The sequence below is a fragment of the Gammaproteobacteria bacterium genome (assembly GCA_040183005.1).
Lineage (GTDB): Bacteria > Pseudomonadota > Gammaproteobacteria.
The window spans coordinates 36,740-59,009 of sequence record JAMPIW010000007.1; the positions used below are offsets into that span (position 1 = coordinate 36,740).

Annotated in this window: 19 protein-coding genes and 1 tRNA gene; 11 read left to right on the forward strand and 9 right to left on the reverse strand. The window is 56.5% G+C overall.

The genetic code is table 11. The features are described 5' to 3' along the window. Positions 1 to 459: 459 nt before the first annotated feature. Complete coding sequence (locus M3A44_06150) at positions 460 to 2,340, forward strand: PQQ-dependent sugar dehydrogenase (protein MEQ6341234.1); 1,881 nt, start codon at positions 460 to 462, stop codon at positions 2,338 to 2,340. Between the two features lie 357 nt (positions 2,341 to 2,697). Here M3A44_06150 and fnr read toward each other — a convergent pair whose 3' ends face one another. From fnr to M3A44_06195, 9 genes are all read right to left on the reverse strand, one after another. Continuing rightward, positions 2,698 to 3,438, reverse strand: a complete 741-nt coding sequence (gene fnr, locus M3A44_06155) for a fumarate/nitrate reduction transcriptional regulator Fnr (protein ID MEQ6341235.1) — start codon at positions 3,436 to 3,438, stop codon at positions 2,698 to 2,700. 161 nt (positions 3,439 to 3,599) lie between these two features. Next, positions 3,600 to 4,385 (reverse strand): TatD family hydrolase, encoded by a 786-nt coding sequence (locus M3A44_06160; GenBank protein ID MEQ6341236.1) that lies wholly within the window; start codon positions 4,383 to 4,385, stop codon positions 3,600 to 3,602. A gap of 66 nt (positions 4,386 to 4,451) precedes the next feature. Beyond that, positions 4,452 to 4,829, reverse strand: coding sequence for a PilZ domain-containing protein (locus M3A44_06165; protein ID MEQ6341237.1), 378 nt, complete (start codon positions 4,827 to 4,829; stop codon positions 4,452 to 4,454). Between the two features lie 2 nt (positions 4,830 to 4,831). Beyond that, the gene (locus tag M3A44_06170; protein ID MEQ6341238.1) at positions 4,832 to 5,836 is read right to left on the reverse strand and encodes a DNA polymerase III subunit delta'; all 1,005 of its coding nucleotides are present in this window, start codon (positions 5,834 to 5,836) and stop codon (positions 4,832 to 4,834) included. After that, positions 5,833 to 6,459, reverse strand: coding sequence for a dTMP kinase (gene tmk / locus M3A44_06175; GenBank protein MEQ6341239.1), 627 nt, complete (start codon positions 6,457 to 6,459; stop codon positions 5,833 to 5,835). Before tmk ends, M3A44_06170 begins: the two co-directional genes overlap by 4 nt. A 275-nt stretch (positions 6,460 to 6,734) precedes the next feature. Then, positions 6,735 to 7,727: an FAD-binding oxidoreductase gene (locus M3A44_06180; protein MEQ6341240.1), complete on the reverse strand. Its 993-nt coding sequence runs from the start codon at positions 7,725 to 7,727 to the stop codon at positions 6,735 to 6,737. 153 nt (positions 7,728 to 7,880) lie between these two features. Further along, positions 7,881 to 8,249, reverse strand: a complete 369-nt coding sequence (locus M3A44_06185) for a group 1 truncated hemoglobin (GenBank protein ID MEQ6341241.1) — start codon at positions 8,247 to 8,249, stop codon at positions 7,881 to 7,883. 378 nt (positions 8,250 to 8,627) lie between these two features. Then, a complete protein-coding gene (gene glgP, locus M3A44_06190) occupies positions 8,628 to 11,186 on the reverse strand; it encodes an alpha-glucan family phosphorylase (GenBank protein MEQ6341242.1) in 2,559 nt (852 codons plus the stop codon). A 161-nt stretch (positions 11,187 to 11,347) separates the two neighbouring features. Beyond that, positions 11,348 to 11,434, reverse strand: a tRNA-Leu gene (locus tag M3A44_06195). Positions 11,435 to 11,564: 130 nt separating this feature from the next. Between M3A44_06195 and queA the strand changes: the two genes are divergently transcribed. From queA to M3A44_06245, 10 genes are all read left to right on the forward strand, one after another. Then, positions 11,565 to 12,596, forward strand: coding sequence for a tRNA preQ1(34) S-adenosylmethionine ribosyltransferase-isomerase QueA (gene queA, locus M3A44_06200; protein MEQ6341243.1), 1,032 nt, complete (start codon positions 11,565 to 11,567; stop codon positions 12,594 to 12,596). Between the two features lie 13 nt (positions 12,597 to 12,609). Continuing rightward, positions 12,610 to 13,194: a 1,6-anhydro-N-acetylmuramyl-L-alanine amidase AmpD gene (gene ampD / locus M3A44_06205; protein ID MEQ6341244.1), complete on the forward strand. Its 585-nt coding sequence runs from the start codon at positions 12,610 to 12,612 to the stop codon at positions 13,192 to 13,194. After that, positions 13,181 to 14,083, forward strand: coding sequence for a regulatory signaling modulator protein AmpE (ampE, locus tag M3A44_06210; GenBank protein MEQ6341245.1), 903 nt, complete (start codon positions 13,181 to 13,183; stop codon positions 14,081 to 14,083). Before ampD ends, ampE begins: the two co-directional genes overlap by 14 nt. 55 nt (positions 14,084 to 14,138) lie before the next feature. After that, positions 14,139 to 14,735, forward strand: coding sequence for a histidine phosphatase family protein (locus M3A44_06215; protein MEQ6341246.1), 597 nt, complete (start codon positions 14,139 to 14,141; stop codon positions 14,733 to 14,735). Continuing rightward, positions 14,735 to 15,475, forward strand: coding sequence for an adenosylcobinamide-GDP ribazoletransferase (locus tag M3A44_06220; protein MEQ6341247.1), 741 nt, complete (start codon positions 14,735 to 14,737; stop codon positions 15,473 to 15,475). The genes M3A44_06215 and M3A44_06220 overlap by 1 nt, the downstream gene beginning before the upstream one ends. A gap of 139 nt (positions 15,476 to 15,614) precedes the next feature. Next, on the forward strand, positions 15,615 to 16,175 hold the full coding sequence (locus M3A44_06225; protein ID MEQ6341248.1) for a glutathione peroxidase: 561 nt from the start codon (positions 15,615 to 15,617) through the stop codon (positions 16,173 to 16,175). Between the two features lie 407 nt (positions 16,176 to 16,582). Beyond that, entirely contained in the window at positions 16,583 to 17,512 is a 930-nt protein-coding gene (locus M3A44_06230; GenBank protein ID MEQ6341249.1) for a cobalamin-binding protein, read from the forward strand. Continuing rightward, a complete protein-coding gene (locus tag M3A44_06235) occupies positions 17,509 to 18,417 on the forward strand; it encodes an ROK family protein (protein MEQ6341250.1) in 909 nt (302 codons plus the stop codon). Before M3A44_06230 ends, M3A44_06235 begins: the two co-directional genes overlap by 4 nt. An 83-nt stretch (positions 18,418 to 18,500) precedes the next feature. Beyond that, a complete protein-coding gene (locus M3A44_06240; GenBank protein MEQ6341251.1) occupies positions 18,501 to 20,333 on the forward strand; it encodes an Ig-like domain-containing protein in 1,833 nt (610 codons plus the stop codon). Between the two features lie 24 nt (positions 20,334 to 20,357). Further along, positions 20,358 to 22,079 (forward strand): hypothetical protein, encoded by a 1,722-nt coding sequence (locus M3A44_06245; GenBank protein MEQ6341252.1) that lies wholly within the window; start codon positions 20,358 to 20,360, stop codon positions 22,077 to 22,079. Positions 22,080 to 22,270: the final 191 nt, after the last annotated feature.

A 22,270-nucleotide genomic window follows, 5' to 3' on the forward strand; every position in this document is an offset into this window, starting at 1 on the left:
TGCGTTATAGAATTACATATATATTTGTATTTAATAAACTTTTATATTATTTTCTGAGGATTGGCGCGAGTGATGCATGCTTGAAAACGAGAGCCGTTTTTGCGTTTTTTACGGATAGCCTAAGGGAATCTGACTGACTTTAGACGGGACGGAGGGAAGAAAAATGGCTCTATCACAGCATCAACAATTCATCTTTCAGCGTTGTTGCATATCTTGGCCGTGTCCAGCAGGCGTGCTGCTTAATCCTCCTATTGTGGCTTTACTCTCTTCGGCAGTATCGACTTTCCCTGCTTTCTTGATGTTGTCCCATATTTGGAATAGGCGTTTGAGGCGGGTTAGCCATAATACAAGACTAGCCCCTTTTTGTTCAAAGTCATACCTATCACTTGAGGGTAAGGGAGTAGTTGGATAAGCGTCATTTTGTCTCCTATGCTTTTACTAACCCATGGAGGGCGAATCATGAACAACATATTTTTTCGGTTGAAAACTCTTGTTTTCCTGACTGTAATGGCGCTGAATATTTCCCTGCCGACCTCAGCCAACGGCGCTAACGAACTGACCAACCCGATTCCTGCATCCATCCCGGCCGGTGCCATGGTCAAGCTGGAAATGGTCGCCAGTGGTATGGTTGCACCTAACTGGGGTACGGCCGCGCCGGGCGACGATGATCGACTCTTTGTGGTCGATCAAACGGGCATCCTATGGGCGGTTGATCTCGAATCGGGCGACAAGACTGTGTTCGCCAATCTCAGCGCCTTACTGGTGCCTCTGGGTGTCGGTGGTCCTGGCACCTTTGACGAGCGTGGCTTTTTGGGCCTGGCATTCCATCCCAACTATCAAAATAACGGCCTCCTCTATACCTACACCTCGGAACTCGCCAGCGGCGGCGAGCCGGATTTTCCCGTACCCTTCGGCGCGGGCGCCAATAACCACATTGTGGTTAGCGAGTGGCGCGTGCCTAACCCACATGATCGCGCGTCCGTGGTCGATCCGGGCAGCCGACGCGTGCTAATGCGTATCGGAGACCCCCAGTTCAATCACAATGCGGGGGCGCTTAACTTCGGCAAGGATATGAAGCTATATATCGCCGTGGGTGATGGCGGTGCGGCCGACGACCAAGGCGCGGGTCACAGCCCTAGGGGGAATGGGCAGGATCTCAGCAACCTCCTCGGAAAGATATTGCGCATCGATCCCTTGGGAAACAATGCGCCCAACCATCAATATGGCATTCCTGCCGACAACCCGTTCTTAGCCGCTGGTGCTCCGCCGACTGGCGGTGCGGCTGGCTGCGCGGATGGTGCCTGTGACGAAATATACGCCTTTGGTTTCCGTAATCCGTTCCGCTTTACCTTCGATGCCGCAACGGGTGATATGTACGCCGCCGACGTGGGACAGAACGATATCGAAGAACTGGATGTCGTCGTGGCGGGCGGCAACTACGGCTGGCCTGTCAAGGAAGGTTCCTTCTGCTTCGATGCCAATGGTACCAATCCCGGCTTCGTCACCGATGCAAAGCCTTGCGCCAATGAGCCGCCCATGTTGATCGATCCCGTCGCCGAGTACGACCACGATGAAGGCATTTCCATCATTGGCGGTTTTGTCTATCGCGGCAACAAAGTCCCGGAACTGATGAATCGTTATGTTTTCGGTGATTACGCCCGCAGGTTTGGCGGCAACAACGGCAGGCTGTTCTATCTCGATAAACGCAATATCGTTCGCGGAGAGAACATGAAGAAAAGTTCGATCTCTGAACTGCGCATCTACGGTCAGGACGGGCTGGGAATGTCGCTGCTCGGCTTCGGAACAGACGCTAAGGGCGAGATTTACGTGATGGCCAACATGACGGGGGTACCCTCCGGCGAGACGGGGGTCGTCATGCGGATAGATTCGCTGGCGCGCAACAAGCAAACACGTAATTTCAGGACCCGTCTCATCGGCGCTGAACAGGTGCCGGTAGCGATCGACACCCAAGCCAAAGGGCACGCACACTTTCAGCTCAGCCAAGATGGTACTGAGCTCAAGGTCCAAGTGGTTGTCAGCAATATCAAGGACGTGATCGGCGCCCACATCCATAGGGCGCCGGCAGGTGCCAACGGACCGATCGTCGCGAGCTTTATTCCGGACACCGCAGGTTTTCTGAGTGGTGGACCGTTTGTTGCCAACCCGATTAACACCCAGGGGGTACTCGTACGCGGCACCATCACCGCGACTGACTTGGTTGGCCCCCTAGCCGGTATGCGGATGAAGGCGTTGGTCGATGCCATGCGCAGCGGCAATACCTATTTCAATGTCCACACCACCGAGCATCGCGGGGGGGAAATTCGCGGGCAGATCGACTAGGGTGTGTTGACATATGAAAGTGATGTACTGATACAGCGCTGTTCAAGGATGAGTGGTAAAGCATCTGCCGAAGGCGTTACCTCTGCCATAGAGAAGAGAGCGCAGTAAGCAAAAAGGGCACCTATAACTTGCTTGAGCAGAGATCGAGGTCTCGGGAGTTATGGGTGTCCTTATTATTCCCACTCAAAGGAGGATTCCAATGACAAGTTTCATGCTCGTACGACACAAGGTTCGGGACTTCTCGGAATGGAAGCCCGGGTACGACGCTCATCTTCCCAAACGCGCCGAGGCGGGCCTTACCGAGAAGCATGTTCTTCGGGGCGCTAATGATAAACACCAGCAGGCTACTGGCGATTTTTATGCCGGATTGGCAACCAGAGCTTTCAGCCCCGCCAAGTCCCTGATCTCGATGTCCCGGCTATGCACACTGATGAGTCCTTCCTCCTGAAACTTGCTCAAAAGGCGGCTGATGGTTTCAATCGATAGCCCCAGATAACTTCCGATCTCCTCGCGGCTCATGCGTAAATAAAAATGCGTAGGGGAGTAGCCGCGCGCACCGAAGCGCTGGGATAAATTGCACAGAAAAGCCGCCAGGCGCTGTATTGCCTTCATGGTGCCGAGCATCAGGATATGCTTCTGTTCCGCAATGATTTCGCGGCTCATCAGCCTGTGGAGCTGATGTGACAACGCCGGGATGGTGATGCTCAGCTTTTCCAGGTCGTGGAACGGGATCTCGCACACGGCACAGTCTTCCAGCGCCATGGCGTTGTAGTTAAAGCGATTGGCGCTGATCGCCTCGATGCCGAGGAGTTCGCCTGCCATATAAAAACCGGTGGTTTTTTCCTGGCCTTCTGCGTCCAGGTCGAAAACCTTGAAAAACCCGCTTTTAATTACAAATAATGAATGAAACGGGTCGCCCGCGCGGTAGAGATGCTCGCCGCGCCGGTATTTGCGGCGGCTGTTGACGATTTGATCCAGGAAGTCGACATCGTCCGGTTTCAGGCCCAAGGGAAGGCACAGTTCATACAGGCTGCATGTGCTGCAGGATGCCTTGAGATGGGGCAGGCTGACCTTGATGGGGATAGATTGCAGTGGCATAAGACTTTCTCCCTTCCTTTTTTCCCTGCTTTCCATCGATGAATGGTACACGGTTTTTGATCTGGCCTAAAGAGCGTGTCTTTAGCGTGAAAAAGTCTGTGGTGGTTGTGGTGCGCAGGATACACGCTATGGTGTTTAAAATAGAATTCGAATTACTGGCTTTATCTTGCCTGCCTGAACAAATTAAAGAAGTTGGCCGTGGTGATCTCCGTAATTTCCTCTAGCGACACGCCGCGCAGCGCGGCGATTTGTTCGGCTACGAAGCGCGTGTAGGCGGGCTGGTTGGTCTTGCCGCGGTAGGGGATGGGGGCGAGGTAGGGGGAGTCGGTTTCCACCAGTATCCGGTCAGCAGGCATGCGCGCGGCGACTTCTTTGAGTTCCCGGGCGCTGTTGAATGTCACGATGCCTGAAAATGAGATGTAAAAATTCAGGTCCATCGCCTGCCGGGCGGTCTCCCAATCCTCCGTGAAGCAATGCATCACGCCGCCCACCTGATCGGCGCCTTCCTCGCGCAGCAGGCGCAGGGTGTCCTGCTTGGCTTCGCGGGTATGCACTATCAATGGCTTGCCGGTTATTTTCGCGGCGGCGATGTGGCGGCGGAAGCGCTCATGCTGCCATTCGAGGTCGCCTTCATTGCGGAAATAGTCCAAGCCGGTTTCACCGATGGCGACGATTTTAGAATCCTGCGCCAGCGTAATCAGCTCCTCCATACTGGGTTCACGGCCCTCCCGCTCATTGGGGTGGACGCCCACTGAGGCGAATACGTGATCGTACTGTTTCACCAGCGACAGCATGGCCGGATAGCTTTCCATGTCGATGGAGACGCACAACATATGCCCGATGCCGTGCTCGCGCGCGGTTTGCATCACCGCGTCCATGTCGCCGCCAATGGCGGCGAGGTCGAGGCGGTCGAGGTGGCAGTGGGAGTCAACGAGTAAGGCGGGCATGGTTTACAACCCTTTGCTGATTTATCCCCCCTTAGCAAAAGGGGGGTAGGGGGGATTTTTGGGGCGTCACATGGTATGCGTAGGGCGTCCCGATGTCAGCGTCCCCGCCAGGTAGGTTTCGATCTTCTTGCGCGCCAGATCGCTCTCTGGATCGCTGCCGAATTGCACGCCTATCCCTGCAATCCGGTTGCCTTGTGCGCCTTTGGGGGTGATCCAGGCGACGCGCCCTGCTACCGGAATTTTTTCTGTCTCTTCCATGAGCGTGAGCAGCAGGAAGACTTCGTCGCCGATCTTGTAGGGTTTGTTGGTGGGAATAAACAGCCCGCCGTTTTTGACATACTGCATGTAAGAGGCATATAAGGCGTTTTTGTCCTTTATTGCAAGCGACAGTATGCCTTGCCGCTGGGCTGCCGGGGTGGTGCTTGAGCTTTCTTCTTCAGCCATGTTTAACCATCTTTTTTCCGTGCCTGCCTGGAAAGGCATGCCGTCCAGGCAATCAATATGTCTTCCAGCAACATCTGTCCGTTGATCTGCCCGCTTGCCAGCCGCGCCGCTTCGCTGATACGGTCAAGCTGGCGATGGAGAGTCTTTAAGTCTAGCATCGACGCCAGGACTTGCAAACGCTGTTGTATGTCCCGATTGGCCAGGGCAGGGGGGTGGATAGCCGATTTGATGCGGATCATGTCGGTTATCCAGCCGCGTATCCAATATAGCGTCTCTTTCAGCTCAAACTTCAGCCATGCCCCGGCAATTGCAACCGGCGAGGCTTGTCCCCGGGAGAGTATCTCAAAATCCGCGAACATCGCCATGCGCTGGCCTATCTTATCACCACTGGCGAGTTCCAAGGCGGCAAGTGGCGCGCCGTCGGCGAGTGCCAGCAACACCGAGGCATCATGAGGCGGTTCAATCCGGGTGGTGAGCCAGTCGCGGGCGAGATCCTGCGGCGGTTTAGTGAAGTCGATCCGCTGGCAGCGGCTGCGGATGGTTGCGGGCAAAAGCGCGGCGCTGTCAGTGACCAATATCAGTAGCGCACGGGCCGGGGGTTCTTCCAGGGTTTTGAGCAGGCTGTTGGCGGCTTGCGTGTTCATGGCGGAAGCGGGGGAAATGATGACCACCTTGTAACCCGCATAATGTGATTTCAAGGAAAAATACTCGCCGATCTCGCGCACCTGATCAACGCCAATGATCTTCTTGTCTTCCAGCGGGCTTACCCGTTTGTAATCAGGATGCGAGCCCGCCTGATTGAGCAGGCAACCGCGGCATGTCCCACAAGGAAGGCCGTCCGCTGGCGTGTTTTCGCACAGTGCTGACTGGGCAAAGAGGCCGGCAAAGTGATTTTTGCCAACGCCGGGGGGGCCGTTCAGTAGCAGGGCGTGTGGCAGGACATTGTCGCGCAGGCGCCGGGTCAGCGTTTGCCATTGGGCTTTATGCCAGGGAAGTAATTCATTCATGATGCGGCGAGAAAATCCGATAGGGCGTGCTTTATGGTGTGTTGAACCACATCCAGCGGTTGGGAGGCGTCTATCACCCTGTAGCGCTCAGAATGCTGCGTCGCCAACGCCAGATAGGCCTGCCGCACCCGCTCAAAAAAGGCTGTCTGTTCCGACTCGAAACGATCCGGCGCGCTACGCCGCCCTGCCCGTGTCAGGCCTAGCGCCACGGGCAGGTCTAATAATAGCGTCAGGTCGGGCTGCAAATCACCTTGCACCCACTGCTCCAGTACCGAAATGCGTCCTTTGAGGATGCCGCGCCCGCCGCCCTGGTAGGCATAGGTGGCATCGGTGAAGCGGTCGCTTAATACCCACTGACCGGCTTCAAGCGCCGGGCGAATCACGCGTGCCAGATGCTCGGCACGTGCCGCGAACATCAGCAGCAGTTCGGTATCGCTGGTCATGCCGTCGTCACGATGGCCCAACACCAGGCTGCGAATTTCTTCCCCAAGCGGCGTGCCGCCGGGTTCGCGGGTCACCACAACCGGCTTACCCACCGCCTCAAGCGTGTGGCGGATGAATTCCAGGTTAGTGGTCTTGCCGACGCCTTCGATGCCTTCGATGGTGATGAAGCGGCCTTTCATTATTCAATACTCCGGACAAATCACGCTGACTGTTGGGCAGGGTAATATGTCTGGCGGAAAATAAAAAGCTTCTTTGTATTTGAGGCAAAGGTTTGATCCTAAAAAACTCAGTTATCCACGAAAGTCACGAAAAAAAACACGAAAATACTCAAATACATATAGCGATTTTACTTGCCACCCATCCGGTGAATTGCTGAAGCAATCCATGTTTTTGTTTTATTTCGTGAATTTCGTATTTTTCGTGGACAAAAAGCGGTTTTAAGGTTGATTGTTGCTCAGGCAGCAGGCTTGACGCGATCAGCCGCGATCATAAAAGGATCGGCGTAAATATCCTTCATCGATGCACCGGTAAGAAAGGCTTTTTTCTTGGTGGCGGCCACCATGGTGGGATGACCGCAGAGAAAGACGCGCCAGCCGGTTAACTTGGGCAGGTGCGAAAAGGCCACTTGTTCAGCGCGCCCGGCGGTAAATCCTTTCGGTATGTTCGGGCCGGATAGACAGGGGGTGTAATTCAGGTTGGGATATTGCTCTACCAGCTCCCGAAGTTCGTCGATCAGATACAAGCCGGACGCATCGCGGCTGCCGTGATACAGGTGGATCGGGCCGGTGTGGCCCTGTGCCAGGGCGTCGCGCGCAATGCCCCACAAGGGAGCAAGCCCCGATCCCGTGCCGATCAATAGCAGCCCTTGATCTGGCTGGCCCGGCAAGTAAAACCCTTGTCCCGTTGGTCCGGATATTTCCAGCGTATCCCCTGTTTTTAGGATGTCATGCACCCAGCCGCTCATGCGTCCGTCCGGCAGGTGGCGGATATGCAGTTCCAGGGGTTCCTCAAGTTGAGGCAGGCTCGCAATGGAATAGCTGCGTACCAGGCCGTCATCGCGATGCAACTGCACAAACTGTCCGGGATGGTAATCGAGGGGGAGGGTGCATCCCAGTCTCAAGCGAGTGATATTGCCGCCCAGCACTTCTTTTGCCAAAACCGTTACCTTGGTTCTGGCGCCGATTTCTGTATCAGGCAGGGCGACCTTGAGATCATTCGTGGGTTTGCATGCACAGGCCAGAAAGTAATTCTGTACCCGCAGGGTTTCTTTCAGCCCCTGCTGCGCGGCCAGCGGTACCTCACCTTCAACGGCACGCATCAGGCAGGTTTGGCAGATACCGCTACGGCAGGAGGATGGAATAGGCACGCCATGGCCTGTCAGGCAATCCAGAACGGATTCATTGTCCTGACATGTGTAGCTTTGTTTTTCAAAGAAGATTCGTGGCATGGCACACCTCATTAGTTAAGGGCAATGGCCTAAACTCATCCCCTTCCCGTTTGATGGAGAAAGGTGGGGTGGAAGGGGAGCCTTCCTCCGCCAAGGAAGAGGGGATGAGATCTGACATAGAGGATGCCCCGGGAGTACCCGCGTGTGCCTATATCAGCGGCACAACACATCGTTGCGGGTGCTGCCCGCAATCGCCATAACCTCGGCAATCAATTCAGCAGGCACGTTAAGCTCTTTAAGTGTGGCTTGAAGATGTTCAGCTACCGCATCGAAATGGCTGTCATTAAGGCCTCGTTCCACCAGGGGGGCGTGAGCTGCGCGCATGTCTTTGCCGGTATAGTTATGTGGGCCGCCGAAGGCCATGGTCAGGAAGGCTTTTTGCTTGGCGGCCTGCTTGTCCATGTCGACCCCTTCAAAGAAAGAACTGATACGGTCATCATTCAAGACTTTGCGATAGAAAATATCTACCGCTGCATCTACCGCTGCATCACCGCCCAGTTTCTCAAACAGACTTGTATTCATGAGTTCTCTCCTCGATTGTGAAATGTATAAAAATCCATGTTCAATAACAGGTTAATAATCCTTACGCCCCACTACAAAATGCTTGCTGACGTGCGTTTTCGGATTTACGAGAGCGCATGTGACCGCTTGGTAACGCGTCTCTGTATCGTCACGCAACGGAGTATTCATGATGGCCGCCTATAATAATGTATAAAAAATACATGTTAGTGGATAAAAAATAAGGCCTTTTCTGGGCCAGCAAATTAGTTCAATAACGAGATGCGATCATTAAAATATACTTTCAATACACTTTAAATGGAAATTAACTTACTGTCAACAGGGTAATTGTTGAGTGGATTACTCTGGCAATCCTCATCCTTGAGGTTCACCAGAGATTTTTTACAGCCAGATCATACAACCCGTTTCAAATGGGTGGCTGAGCAGTTTGTGGTAAGGGTAAATGCGCAGCTTGTAATGCTGGAGCCCCGAAAGGGTTGGCGAGAAGTCGAGTTTGAAGAGGGTCTCGCCGGTAGTATTGGACCCTGTTGCCGCTAACTGCTGGCGGGAGTTAATAACAAACTCGCCGCCCTCGGAGGTGGTGCCTACGAGGCATTCCACAACCACGTCCTCTGGCAGCAGATTATTCAAGTTGGCGGTGACACGGATGGGCAAGGTGTTGCCGGCTTTTATCTCCTGGGGCGCGTCGTCGATGCGGCGTATTTGAACGTTGTGCCAGCCGTGAGCGATTTTTTTCTTCCACTGGGCAAGCTCGCGCGCCGGGGCGCCATCCTGTTCGGAGAGAACCTTGCACTGGCGGTTGGCGGTCGCATAGTAGCGGGTGACGTAGTCCATGACCATGCGTTGCGAGTTGAAGTGCGGCATGAGTGACTTCATGGATGCCTTGGACTTTTTCACCCATCCTTCCGAATAGCCGTGGCCGTTGCGGTCGTAGTAGAGGGGGATGACCTCGTGCTCCAGAAGATCAAGCAATTCCTGGCCTTCTTCCCCGTCGCGCTGGAGGGCATCGTATTGGGGCCCATGCGGACTGATGGCCCACCCGTTTTCACCGTTGTAGCCTTCCCCCCACCAGCCATCCAGCACGCTGAGGTTGACGACGCCGTTGATGCCCGCTTTTTGACCGGAGGTGCCGCTGGCTTCCAGGGGATACTCGGGTGTATTGAGCCAGACATCCACACCGGTCACCAGTTTGCGTGCCAGCGCCAGGTCATAACCTTCCAGCATCAGGATGCGGCCCTCGAATTCCGGGCGGCGTGAGAAGTTGTGAATGGTCTGGATCAGTTGCTGGCCGGGCAGATCGCGCGGGTGGGCCTTGCCGGCAAAGATCAGGATAACGGGACGCTTGGGGTCGCTCAACAGGCGTGCCAAGCGCTCGGGATCGTTAAACAGCAGTGCGGCGCGTTTGTAGGTGGCGAAGCGGCGTGCGAAGCCGAGCACCAGGGTGTCGATGTTGTCAGGCGCGAGATAGCGCGTGAGGCGTTCGATTTGCGTGACGCTGCAACCGTTGCGGCGGTGTTGCAGCGTGGCGCGGCGCAGTGCGTTTTCCAGGAGCTTGGATTTAAGAGACTGGCGCAGGCTCCAATAGCTGTGGTTGGGTATCTCGTCAACGCACCGCCAATAATTCTCGTTGCGCAGCTCCCGGCGCCATTCGCCGCCGAGACGCATGTCGAACAGGTTTACCCATTCACGCGCCAAAAAGGTGGGGACATGCACGCCGTTGGTAACGTAGCTGATGGGGTTCTCCTCGTGCGGCACCTGTGGCCAGATGTAACCCTCCATGTGCGACGCCTCGCCGCCGTGAATGCGGCTGACGCCATTGTGCAGGCGTGAGCCGCGCAGGGCCAAGGCGGTCATATTGAAGCCACCCTGGCTGCCGGGGCTGGAGCCGAGTTGCAGGAAGTCGTCGAGGTTGAGCCCCAGTTGCTTGATGTAATCAGCAAAATAACCGCTGATCAGGCTATGATCAAAGATGTCATGGCCTGCCGGGACGGGGGTGTGGGTGGTGAACACGGTGCCTGCGGCGATGCACTCCAGGGCGCTATCGAAATCCCATCCCCGCTGGGCGCGTTCGCGGCAGCGTTCCAGGATCTGGAAGGCGGAGTGTCCTTCGTTGATGTGCCACACCGTGGGGCGGCGTCCTAGGGCGCGCAATGCGCGCACCCCGCCGATGCCAAGCACGATTTCCTGCTGAATGCGCGTTTCGATATTGCCGCCATAGAGCTGGTAGGTGATGGTGCGGTCCTGTTCGGAGTTATCCGGCAAGTCGCAATCCAGCAGATACAGCGTGATGTGCCCGGCCTTTGCCTGCCATACCTTGAGCATGACGCGCCGTCCCGGCAAGTCCACATGCACATGGATTTCCGCGCCGTTTTTATCGCAGGCAGGGATGATCGGCAGGTCGGCGAAGTTGGTGGGCGTGTAATGGGCGATCTGGTTACCGTACCCGTCGATGGTCTGAGTGAAATATCCCTGCCGGTACAACAGGCCCACTGCGATGAAAGGGATATTCAGGTCGCTGGCTGCCTTGCAATGATCCCCTGCCAGGATGCCAAGGCCGCCGGAGTAAATGGGCAGGCTTTCGTGAAAACCGAACTCGGCGCAAAAATAGGCCACCAAGTCAGTTTTGTGGTCGAGCAACTGCTCGGTGTCTGAGCTGGTATGTTCCCGGTGGTAGCTGTTGTAGGCGGACATCGCCCGGTGGTAGCTCTCCATGAAGATGCGGTCCTGCGCCGCCTCGTCAAGCTGTTGCTGCGAGACGCGGCGCAGAAACACCTTGGGGCTGTGACCGCTGCTTTCCCATAGGTCATAGTCCAGATGGGCAAAAAGTGATCGTACCTGGCGGTCCCAGCTGTAAAGCAGGTCGTTGGCAAGCTCCGTCAGCCCATTCAGGCGTGCGGGAATGCGGGGTTGGACTTCTAGTGTATAGCGTGTGCCGGGCATAAGTGCTCCAAAATGTATTTTAATTTTTTAGTAGCGCATCTTAGCAATAGATAGAGGATATGGTAACCAAAGGGGAAAGCGCCGCGAAGGGCGCCCCTTAGATAGGTACGCAAAAAAAGTGCCAAGGGGCTTTCTTTAATTGGTTTTTCGTATAAGGTGCGTGGTGCCGGGAGAGAGAATCGAACTCTCACAACCTTACGATTACCAGATTTTGAGTCTGGCGCGTCTACCAGTTCCGCCATCCCGGCTTAGGATTGCACGAAGTCGGCTAGTATAAAGTATTTCTTCAGATCGGCAAGATGCTGGTTGGAGTTTTTTTGCCGGGATGCTTCATGCCCCCTCGAACGGGTGTGGCAAAGCTGCTACTATTCGCGCGCCATGCAACGCCGCGACTTTCATTACGATCTTCCTGAAGAACTCATCGCCCAGCATCCGCCGGAGGTGCGCGGCGCCAGCCGTTTGCTGTGTCTGAACGAGGCGAGGGCGCCCGAAGACTGCCGCTTCGAGGAATTGCCGGATCTGCTGAGGCCGGGCGATCTGTTGGTGTTTAACGATACACGGGTGATTCCCGCGCGGCTGTTCGGGATCAAGCCCACTGGCGGCAAGGTGGAGGTGCTGGTGGAGCGGGTGCTGGACGAGCATCGTATCCTGGCGCAGGTGCGGGCCAGCAAGCCGCCACGTGTCGGTGGGTTGCTGATGCTGGAGGGGCAGGTTGAGGTGGAGATGCTGGGCAGACAGGGCGATCTTTTTGAGCTCCGTTTTAATGATCCGCGCCCAGTGTTTGCCATTCTTGAAAAGATTGGCCGCATGCCGTTGCCGCCCTATATAACGCGGGCCGCCGAGGGAGGTGACAGTGAGCGTTATCAGACCGTCTATGCCAGTCGCCCCGGTGCTGTGGCGGCACCCACCGCCGGATTGCACTTCACAGACCCCTTGTTGGCGCAGATCAGCGCCATGGGAGTGCAAGCAGCTTTTGTTACGCTTCATGTCGGTGCGGGCACTTTCCAGCCGATGCGCAGCGAGCGGGTCGAAGATCATCACATGCACTCCGAATATGTGGAAGTGAGCGCTACGGTGTGCGAGCAGGTGCGTGCCACGCGTGCGCGGGGAGGGCGTGTGATTGCTGTAGGTACCACGGCGGTGCGTAGCCTGGAGAGCGCCTCGCGTAGCGGCAGCATCCAGCCTTTTCAGAGCGATACGGACATATTTATTTATCCCGGTTACCGTTTTGTCAGTGTGGACGCACTCATCACCAATTTCCACCTGCCGGAATCCACGCTATTGATGCTGGTGTGCGCCTTTGGCGGCTATCAGCGTGTCATGGAGGCCTATCGCCATGCGATAGAGCAGCGCTACCGCTTTTTTAGCTATGGTGATGCTATGTTTGTCACGCCGATGGCCGTAAGCTAATGGCATGTTGAGCATGAAAGTGGATGTGGCTAGCGGCTGCCTGGAAGGCGCGCGCCAGGTGGCGTCGCCTAACCATGACGAGCGCCCGCCAGACACAGTGATCGACCTGCTGGTGATTCATGGCATCAGCCTGCCGCCCGGCGACTTTGGCGGCCCGTGGATTGATGCGCTATTTACCAACACCCTCGATCCGCACGCGCACCCCTATTTCCAGGAAATCGCCGGGCTGCGCGTGTCGACGCATGTGCTGATCCGCCGCGATGGTGAGATAATCCAGTATGTGTCATTACAGCAGCGTGCCTGGCACGCAGGGCAGTCGTGTTTCGATGGCCGCAATCGCTGCAATGATTTTTCCATCGGCATCGAGCTGGAGGGGTGTGATGACCAGCCTTACGAGGATGCACAGTATCTCGCCCTTGCGGAAGTTGTGCGCGAGATGATGGCGGCCTATCCCGCCATCACGCCTGATCGCATTGTGGGCCACAGCGATATCGCGCCGGGACGCAAGACGGACCCCGGCCCTGCCTTCGAGTGGGATAGATTGCGCATGCTATTGGGACAGGCAATAGGGACGGAGCCGGATCATGATACTGCTTGAGATTTTTGTCGGCCTGGCGTTGGATCGTGTTTGGGGGAAAATCGCGGTATGGCGGAGCTTCGGCTGGTTTAGGCGTTTTGCCGGATGGGTAGAGACGCGGCTGGGTGGAGGCGCTGGCTGGAAAGGCGCGGCAGGCGTGCTGCTCACAATTCTCCCTGTGGCGTTTGGCGTGGCTGCGGTGCATTACATGCTTGGCGAGATGTTGGGCGTGCTGGCATTCGTCTTTTCAGTTGCAGTCCTGCTTCTTTGTTTAGGTCCAGGGGATCTGGATAGCGAGACCCGCGAATTTATTCATGCGTACAGAGCGGGCGACAAGGAAGCTGCGCGTCGCTACGCGGTTGCACTGATAGGCACCGCCGGTGCGCCGGTCGATTCGAAACAACTGGTTTATGCCGTTATCGAAGCCATTCTGGTTCAGGCCTGCGAACGTATTTTTGGGGTGCTGTTCTGGTTTATCGTGCTTGGCCCGATGGGCGCGGTCCTTTACAGGCTGTCATCCCTTCTGAAAAATCTGGCGGCGAGCCAGCAACCGCAGGAAACCAGCGGCTATGCTGACGCAAGCTCAGCGTTGTGTGGCATACTTGGCTGGCTTCCTGCGCGGTTAACGGCGTTGAGTTATGCCATGGCCGGCAGCTTTGCCGATGCTATGTATAAATGGCGGGAGGAAGGGCGTGGCAAGCGCGCCGACTGGATGAATGGATGCGAGGGCGTACTGGTGGCGAGTGGTCTTGGCGCCCTGCGCATGGATGGCGATGATCTGCGCGTACGCACGGATGAACACCTCGCCGATACCCTGCAAGTAAAAGCGGCCATGGCGCTGGTGTGGCGCACGGTGGCGTTGTGGCTGGTAGTGATTGCTTTCATTACCGTGACTGGGTGGGTAATCTGAGTTTAACGGGGGCTGGGGCGTTCCCTGGCCTCTGATCCTTGTTTAGGTTAATAAGTTGACGATAATAGATTTAATTCGCCATGGCGAGCCGGTGGGGGGTAGTAAATACCGCGGCCAGATTGATGACCCCCTGAGCGAAAAGGGCTGGGCGCAAATGCGCGCGGCCGTGGCCGACCATCGCCCGTGGGACGTGATCGTCAGTTCCACGCTGTCGCGCTGCGCCGATTTTGCCCGCGAACTGGCGGCGCGCCACGCATTGCCCCTGGAGTTTGATCAACGCCTAATTGAAATCGGCTTCGGCGAATGGGAAGGGCTTACCGCCGCTGAAGTCACCGCGCAAAATCCTCTATTGCTGAAGCAGTTCTGGGCCGATCCGCTTAATACCAGTCCTCCAGGTGCGGAGCCCCTCACCGCATTTCGTGACCGCGTGATTCCCGCTTGGGAGGATCTGTTGACGCGCCATGCCGGAAAGCATGTTCTGATCGTCGGCCATGCCGGCGTCATCCGCATGATCGTGCACCGCGTGCTGGACATGCCGCTGGAGCGCATGTTCCGCCTGCAGGTGCCGAACGCCGGCATCACGCGCATCCGCATGGATGAGAGTGAGGGGCAAATTTTGCCGTCTTTGCTATTTCACGCGGGGGCACTGTAATGCTGAGTTCGTTCTGGCTGGCGTTGCAGTTACTGACCCGTATCCCGGTACCCGCGCAGCCCTATCCCACACCGCAGGACTGGGGGCGCTCGGTATTGGCCTATCCATTGGTGGGCTTGTTGATTGGTGTGCTGCTGGTGCTGATGCACTGGCTGCTTTCCGACACCGATCCAGGTGTGCAGGCGGCCCTGCTGCTGCTGGTGTGGACGTTGATTACCGGTGGTGTGCATATCATGGGGCTGGCGAACAGCGCCGACGCCTGGGCAGGCGGCCATGGCGACCGGCAGCGCACTCTGGAAATCTTCAAGGACCCGCGCAGCGGCCCGGCGGCAATGATGGTGGTGATGCTGACGCTGATCATGAAATTTGCCGCGTTGTCGGTGCTGGTGGCCGAATCGGCGCTGGAAATTATTTTATTGGCCCCTGTGCTGGGCCGCTCTGCAATTGCCGCGCTGCTGCTGAATACCCCCTACGCCAAGACGGATGAAGTCGGCGCGGAACGCGCAGCCAATGTGCCGAAGCAGGCGGTGGGCTGGACGCTGCTCGCGGTGGCTGCAGGCACGTTATTCCTGGTGGGATGGGGCGGGCTGATACTGCTGTTCTTGCTGCTGGTGGCCGGTTACGTATTGCGGCGCATGATGATTCACCGCATCGGCGGGCTGACCAGCGATATCGCCGGAGCGATATGCGAGTTGACGGAGGCCGGTGTGCTGATGATCGTGGTGCTGGTGTGGGGGTAAAAGCATAATCCTAAAAACGGCAGTTGACCGCTTCTCTGGACGGCTAGCGATCAGGATAATTCAGTGCGGAACTGCATCAAGATATAAAGGTCGAAGGTGTATGCCATTTAACCCCTGCATCAAGAGGAGAATAGCAACCATGTTGAAGAAACTACTTCTTGTCACGCTGTTTGGCTTTTTCATTGGCAATGCCCACGCTGCCGATACCTGTTCACCCGCGTTAAACTTCGAAAAAATCCCGCTCGGCGGAAAAGTGCCCGTCAATCTTTGCCGGGAATATCAGGGCAAGGTTTTGCTCATGGTCAATACCGCCAGCTTCTGTGGTTTTACCAAGCAGTACAAGAGCCTGGAGTCACTGTACCAGCGCTACAGGGATCAAGGATTTTACGTGCTGGGCTTCCCCTCCAACGACTTCGGCCAGCAGGAGCCAGGTGATGACAAGGCCATCAAGGACTTCTGCGACGCGACGTATAAAGTCAAATTCCCCATGTTCAAAAAGACCAAAGTCGCGCAGCACCACGCCGACCCGCTCTACCAGGAGCTCGCGCGCCAGCGCAACGGCAGCTATCCCCAATGGAATTTTCACAAATACCTGATTGACCGGGAGGGCAAGGTGATCGCCGATTTCGAGAGCTCTATGACACCTGATGATCCCCGCCTGCTGGGCGCGCTGGAGAAAGCGATTTCGCAAAAGCTGTGAGCACAAAAAATTACTGGGCGTACTGTCCGATCAACCTCAGACGTAAGCCACAGAGAACGCAGAGGTGACACGGGTTCTGCGTGATCACACAGTTGCTCTCCCGCAAGGCGGGGAAAGCGTAGCGAGGGGGGCGAAGCCGTTGGGGAGAGGACAGTCGGAGATAGAAATAAAATTGGAATAAGCCCAGATTGTCCCACGCTCCAAAACCGTTCGCCCTGAGCCTGTCGAAGGGCCGTTCATGGTTCGACAAGCTCACCACGAACGGCGGTGTACTCCCTTATTTCGCCGTGGGACAATCTGGGATAAGGGGAAATCCAGGGTAACCCTTGGTTTCTTTCTCTGTGAACTCTGAGTTCTCTGTGGCTAACCGCTTTTTCTTTAACGTCATTTCAAAACCTGAGACCCTGATGATTTTTCTGTTTCGCCATCTCCGTTTTAGTATCGTTTGTCTCCTTTGCATATTCTCGTCGGTTTCCGCGGCCGCCATTACCGTAAAGGACGACACTGGCAGCACCGTGTCTCTGGCCAGCCCGGCGCGGCGCATCGTAAGCCTCGCCCCGCACGCTACCGAAAATCTGTTCGCGGCAGGAGCCGGGGCATACGTGGTGGGCGCGGTCAGCTATAGCGACTACCCGCCCGAAGCTGGCCGGATACGCCGCGTCGGCGACAGCAATAATCTTGATCTGGAGGCGATTGTCGCGCTGCGTCCCGACCTGATTGTCGCCTGGGATAGCGGCAATGCCAAATCACAGATCGAAAAGTTGCGCCAGCTTGGGTTGAAGATCTATGTCAGCGAGCCGCGTCGTTTTGAGGATGCGGCGGCGAATATTGAATCCTTGGGACGCCTGGCGGGAACGGAAGCGCTAGCGCGGCAGGCGGCAGCGGCATTTCGCGCGGAATATGCGCGTTTGCGTAATCAGTACGCCGAGCGTCGCCCGGTGAGTGTCTTTTTTCAGATATGGAATCGCCCGCTGATGACAGTCAACGGCACGCAGCTGATAGGCAATGCAATACGGTTGTGTGGCGGCGCTAACATCTTTGCCGATCTTCCCGTCCTGGCGCCGGAAGTGAATATCGAGGCCGTGCTTGCGGCCGACCCGCAAGCCATCATCGTCAGCAGCGCCGGCGAAAAGCGCGCCCCCTGGCTCGACGAGTGGCGGCGCTGGCCGCAATTGCAGGCCGTCAAAAAGCGCGGTCGTTTGCTTGCCATCCGTCCTGACCTGATCACCCGTCCCACGCCTCGCATCCTGGAAGGCGTGCGCCTGATGTGCGGGCATCTTGATCAGGTGCGCAGCAGTATTCCGAACCAGCCTGCGTTTAATCCAGACAACCGATGACAAACGCCCTACGCATTGGCGTCGACCTCGGAGGCACCAAGATCGAGGCCATCGCGCTATATGATAACGGTGCCATCCTTGCCCGCCGCCGTTTGCTCACCCCCAGCGGCGACTATAACGGCACACTATGCACCGTCATTGATCTGGTGACGGGCATCGAGTCCGAACTTGGCACGCATGGCAGCGTTGGCATCGGCACGCCGGGGGCGGTATCGCGCGCCAGCGGCCTGATCAAAAACTCCAACTCCACCTGCCTGAACGGTAAGCCCTTGCATCAGGATCTGGAGCAAGCGCTGGCCCGCCCTGTGCGTATCGCGAACGACGCCGATTGTTTTGCCCTGTCGGAAGCTATCGACGGCGCGGCGGCGGGTGCAGATGTGGTGTTTGGCGTCATCCTCGGCACCGGCGTGGGTGGCGGCATCGTCGCGCATGGCCGGTTGCTGGCGGGGCCGAACGCCATCGCCGGAGAGTGGGGCCACAATCCCTTGCCATGGCCGCAGCAACACGAGTGGCCCGGCCCGCCGTGCTATTGCGGCAGGACGGGCTGTATCGAAACCCTGCTCTCCGGCCCAGGCATGACACGCGATCATTTTGCGCTCACCGGCGATAGTCTCACGCCGGACGCAATAAGCGTGTTCGCTGCTACGGGCGATGAAGTATGCGAGGCAACACTCGCCCGCTACGAAGACCGCCTGGCGCGCGCCCTGGCGAGTGTGATCAATATCCTTGACCCGGATGTGATCGTGTTAGGCGGTGGAGTGTCGAACCTGTCGCGTTTGTATAGCAATGTTCCCCGCCTGTGGGGTAGTTATGTGTTCTCGGATCGCGTAGATACCCGCCTGGTCCCCGCCCTGCACGGCGATTCCAGCGGCGTGCGCGGTGCGGCATGGTTGTGGGGGAGATAAAGCAAGAGTGTATTGACAGGCACGGTGCCATGGATGGACACTTGCTCGATACAAAAACAATATTTCCTATTGAGGGAGGGTCCATGCGGACGAGTTCAGGTCATGTGTTGCTCGTTGCGGTGCTGTTCAGCCTGATTCTTTCCGCCTGTGGGGGTGGGAGTAATGAAACGCCGCCGCTTCCTGATACTGTATCCCCCAGAGTTAAAGTGTCTACCCCCCTTGATAGCGCAAAAAATGTGGGATTAAGGCCCGTCATCACGGCAAGGCCCGTCATCACCGCAACATTCTCAGAGGCCATGAACCCCGCCACGCTGAGCGGCGTCACATTTATCGTGAGCGCGGGCGGTAGTCTCATTCCGGGTGCGGTTGGAAGCTCCGTTCCAGGCACGATCAGTTACAGTGGCAACACCGTGACCTTTGCCCCTGCCGCGGATCTTGATGGCAATGCCCTCTATACGGCCACGATTACCACAGGAGCAAAAGACCTTGCTGGCAATCCCCTGGCGGCGCCGTATGTTTGGCGCTTCACATTGGGCAATAGAGGGGATGCGGTCGCCCCTCGGATTGTCATGGATGGCAACGGCAACGCAATTGCCGTGTGGCAACAGTGGGATGACGAGGTTCGCTATTGGAGGATTCTGACCAGGCATTATGATGCAATAGCCGGTTGGGATACCGTTGCGAAACCCATAGACGATGGCAAGGGAGATGCGCGCAGTCCTCAGATTGCGATGGACGGCAGCGGCAACGCCTGGGTAGTCTGGGAGCAGCACGATAACAGCAGCGCTGCTCCCATCTCCAGCATCTGGGCAAGTCATTACGCCGCTGGGGTGGGGTGGGGCGCGCCTGCCCTCATCGAGACAGAAATCGCCGATGCACACGAACCCCAGATTGCGGTAAACCCGAGCGGCCAGGCCACTGTCGTTTGGCGCCATGCCGATGGTCCATTTTTGGAGCAAGGGACCCAGAATAAACGTTATAACGTATGGAGTGTCCGGGCTGTTCGGTATGATGACTTGACATGGAGCGCCGTGGCGTCACTTGAGACGGATGACGCGAAAGGGCATGACGCATATAACCCTCGGGTTGTAATGGATAGCTTAGGCGATGCGGTTGTTGTATGGCAACAGTCCAGTCTTCCCGATGCCACGCCTATCAGCAGTATCTATTCTAATAATAGTAGTTTCTCAGCTGCTCTCAAGAAGCCTATTTGGGGCTCGGCAACACTCGTTGAAAGCAACGATGCGGGCGCGGCGATCAATCCGCAGATAGGTTTGGATGGCGGCGGTAAGGTGATTGCCGTGTGGAGTCAATCCGATGGTGCGCGGTATAACATTTTAGCGAAACGTTATATATCCGGCTCTTGGAGAGGAGAGGTGCCGATAGGAGCCGACAACGCAGGGGATGCATTGGTGCCCAAGATCGCCTTCGATGCCGACGGCAATGCGATTGCCGTATGGACGCAATCCGAAGTTGTTATAGCAGACACAAAGGCCCCCGATTGCAAGCCTGTTTCGGTCTTTATCAGGAGCATCTGGGCGATTCGCTACGATGCAAGTAGTCAACAGTGGGCTGGGCTTCAGCGCGTGGAGACGGACAACAGTGCCTTCGTCAAAAAGGTGGACTCTGAGTGCAAAGTCACAGCACATGATGCTTACAATCCCAGCATTGCCGCAGATGGTAAAGGTAGTTTCGTGGTGGTGTGGGACCAGTCTGACGACACCCACCATAACATATGGGTCAACCGCTATGTTGGCGCTTCGGGATGGGAAAGCGCGGCACTTGTCGAAACCGATGATGAGGGTGATGCGGTTGCCCCTCAAGTTGCCGTGGGTGGCAGCGGCAATCCGATTGTTGTATGGCAACAGCGCAGGGGTGCGTGGTGGGATGTCTGGTACAACCGTTTAATAAAATAAAAGTTCAAAACTAAGGAAACTGTCATGCCGCTGGCCTCCAGGATTGCATTGCTGGTGATTGTTCTTGTTCTTGCCGCATGCGGCGGGGGCGATAAGGAGCAGCCGCAAATCGGCCCGATACCCGGCCACACGGGTGTTGTATCTAACGCGTCGTTTGACCCTCAAATCGCGGTCGACGGCAACGGCAATGCGTTTGCGGTATGGGCCAAGTTCGATGGCACGCGCAAGAATATCTGGGCCAATCGATATGTGGCAGGTTCCGGCTGGGGCAGGCCGCAGATGATCGAGAATGACAACGCTGGGGATGCCGATCTCCCCCAGATCGCCTTCGATGCGGCTGGCAATGCGGTTGCCATTTGGCGCCACACCGAAATTGTTACGGCAGGGGTTCCTAATCCTTCGGGGAAGGTTACCAATTGCAAACCTAGCCGGGTTGCCATCGGAGGTATCTGGGTCAATCGCTATGACGCCATTAAGCAGTTGTGGGCCGGGGCGCAGAAGGTTGAGACAAAAGACAGCGCCGTCATCGAAATAATCATCAACCCAGATGATTCCGAGTTGTGCAAACTCATAGCGCATGATGCCCAAAACCCACACATTGCCGCAGATGGCAAAGGCAATTTCGTGGCGGTATGGGAACAGTCCGATGGGGTGCGCAAAAATATCAGAGCCAATCGTTATGATGCCGTTGCGGGGAAATGGGGGGCGACCCCTGATACGATCGAGGCCAATACGGCTGACGCCAATTCCCCTCAGATAGCCGCAGATGGCAAAGGCAATTTCGTGGCGGTATGGCGGCAAATTGCGGCGAGTAGCGTGATACCCAATCAGTACGATAGTGTACAGAATAAACGCTATAACCTTTGGGGTAATCGTTATGATGTGGCAAGCCAGCGGTGGGGCGGGGCAACCCTGGTCAGTGATAATACGCTACTGGTGGCGGGCGACCCCAGCAATCCGAATGTTAACGGAAATGCCGATACCCCTCATGTTGCCATGGATGCCAACGGCAATGCCTTGGCGGTATGGGCGCAATCAAATCATATCTTTGCCAACCGTTATGATGCAGCTACCCAGCTGTGGGGTGTAGCGCCGCAGTTTCCGCAGTCGGTCGAAAATAACCCCGGCTGGGCAGCTGCTGCTCCACGGATTGCCATGACGGGCGGCGGCGATGCGCTGGTAGTGTGGGAGCAGTATTTTGACAATGATCCCCATGATCATATCCCTGCGTGGAAAAACATCAGGGCTAATCGCTATATCGCAGGCGTCGGCTGGCAAGCGGCTCAGCTCATTGAAAATGATGATAAGGGCCATGCACTAACACCCCAGGCCGTCATCGATGCAAATGGCAATGCGATTGCCATTTGGCGTTACGCTGAAACCGTTGTCGCAAAGGTGGAGGATGACCCCAACACCCCTTTCGCTTGCGACCCTCGGGTCACGATCGGGAGTATCCGCGTGAATCACTACGATGCAATTAGGCAGCAGTGGGTCGGTGCTCAGCAGGTCAGCGTTCAGCGTGTGGGAACAGAGAATGATATCGTCATCGAAGAAGTGGGTTCAGTGTGCAAATTCAAAACAGGCCCCAGATACCCCGATGCTTCCAATCCTCACATTGCTTTGGATGCGACCGGCAACGCCTTGGCGGTATGGAGCCAAAGTAACGGCGTGCGCACGCTGATTGATGCCAATCGCTACGCAGTGGGCGTCGGCTGGGGAAGTGCGGAGTTGATCGAAGGCCAATAGTGCCGGAGACTGGATAGTAAGGGAAATCGCATCGCGCTGGATTCAGCCCAGATTGTCCCACGGCGAAATAGAGCGCGTGACGCCGTTCGTGGTGAGCCTGTCGAACCACGAACGGTCCTTCGACAGGCTGCTCGATAATTGTCATTTGACCCCAGAATAAATAATGATTATGATTCTCATTCGTTATCTTT

Bases quoted from the DNA above. Each gene is read 5' to 3' on its own strand.
- M3A44_06150 (MEQ6341234.1), top strand. From the start codon at position 460: ATGAACAACATATTTTTTCGGTTGAAAACTCTTGTTTTCCTGACTGTA.
- fnr (MEQ6341235.1), bottom strand. From the start codon at position 3,438: ATGCCACTGCAATCTATCCCCATCAAGGTCAGCCTGCCCCATCTCAAG.
- M3A44_06160 (MEQ6341236.1), bottom strand. From the start codon at position 4,385: ATGCCCGCCTTACTCGTTGACTCCCACTGCCACCTCGACCGCCTCGAC.
- M3A44_06165 (MEQ6341237.1), bottom strand. From the start codon at position 4,829: ATGGCTGAAGAAGAAAGCTCAAGCACCACCCCGGCAGCCCAGCGGCAA.
- M3A44_06170 (MEQ6341238.1), bottom strand. From the start codon at position 5,836: ATGAATGAATTACTTCCCTGGCATAAAGCCCAATGGCAAACGCTGACC.
- tmk (MEQ6341239.1), bottom strand. From the start codon at position 6,459: ATGAAAGGCCGCTTCATCACCATCGAAGGCATCGAAGGCGTCGGCAAG.
- M3A44_06180 (MEQ6341240.1), bottom strand. From the start codon at position 7,727: ATGCCACGAATCTTCTTTGAAAAACAAAGCTACACATGTCAGGACAAT.
- M3A44_06185 (MEQ6341241.1), bottom strand. From the start codon at position 8,249: ATGAATACAAGTCTGTTTGAGAAACTGGGCGGTGATGCAGCGGTAGAT.
- glgP (MEQ6341242.1), bottom strand. From the start codon at position 11,186: ATGCCCGGCACACGCTATACACTAGAAGTCCAACCCCGCATTCCCGCA.
- queA (MEQ6341243.1), top strand. From the start codon at position 11,565: ATGCAACGCCGCGACTTTCATTACGATCTTCCTGAAGAACTCATCGCC.
- ampD (MEQ6341244.1), top strand. From the start codon at position 12,610: ATGAAAGTGGATGTGGCTAGCGGCTGCCTGGAAGGCGCGCGCCAGGTG.
- ampE (MEQ6341245.1), top strand. From the start codon at position 13,181: ATGATACTGCTTGAGATTTTTGTCGGCCTGGCGTTGGATCGTGTTTGG.
- M3A44_06220 (MEQ6341247.1), top strand. From the start codon at position 14,735: ATGCTGAGTTCGTTCTGGCTGGCGTTGCAGTTACTGACCCGTATCCCG.
- M3A44_06225 (MEQ6341248.1), top strand. From the start codon at position 15,615: ATGTTGAAGAAACTACTTCTTGTCACGCTGTTTGGCTTTTTCATTGGC.
- M3A44_06230 (MEQ6341249.1), top strand. From the start codon at position 16,583: ATGATTTTTCTGTTTCGCCATCTCCGTTTTAGTATCGTTTGTCTCCTT.
- M3A44_06235 (MEQ6341250.1), top strand. From the start codon at position 17,509: ATGACAAACGCCCTACGCATTGGCGTCGACCTCGGAGGCACCAAGATC.
- M3A44_06240 (MEQ6341251.1), top strand. From the start codon at position 18,501: ATGCGGACGAGTTCAGGTCATGTGTTGCTCGTTGCGGTGCTGTTCAGC.
- M3A44_06245 (MEQ6341252.1), top strand. From the start codon at position 20,358: ATGCCGCTGGCCTCCAGGATTGCATTGCTGGTGATTGTTCTTGTTCTT.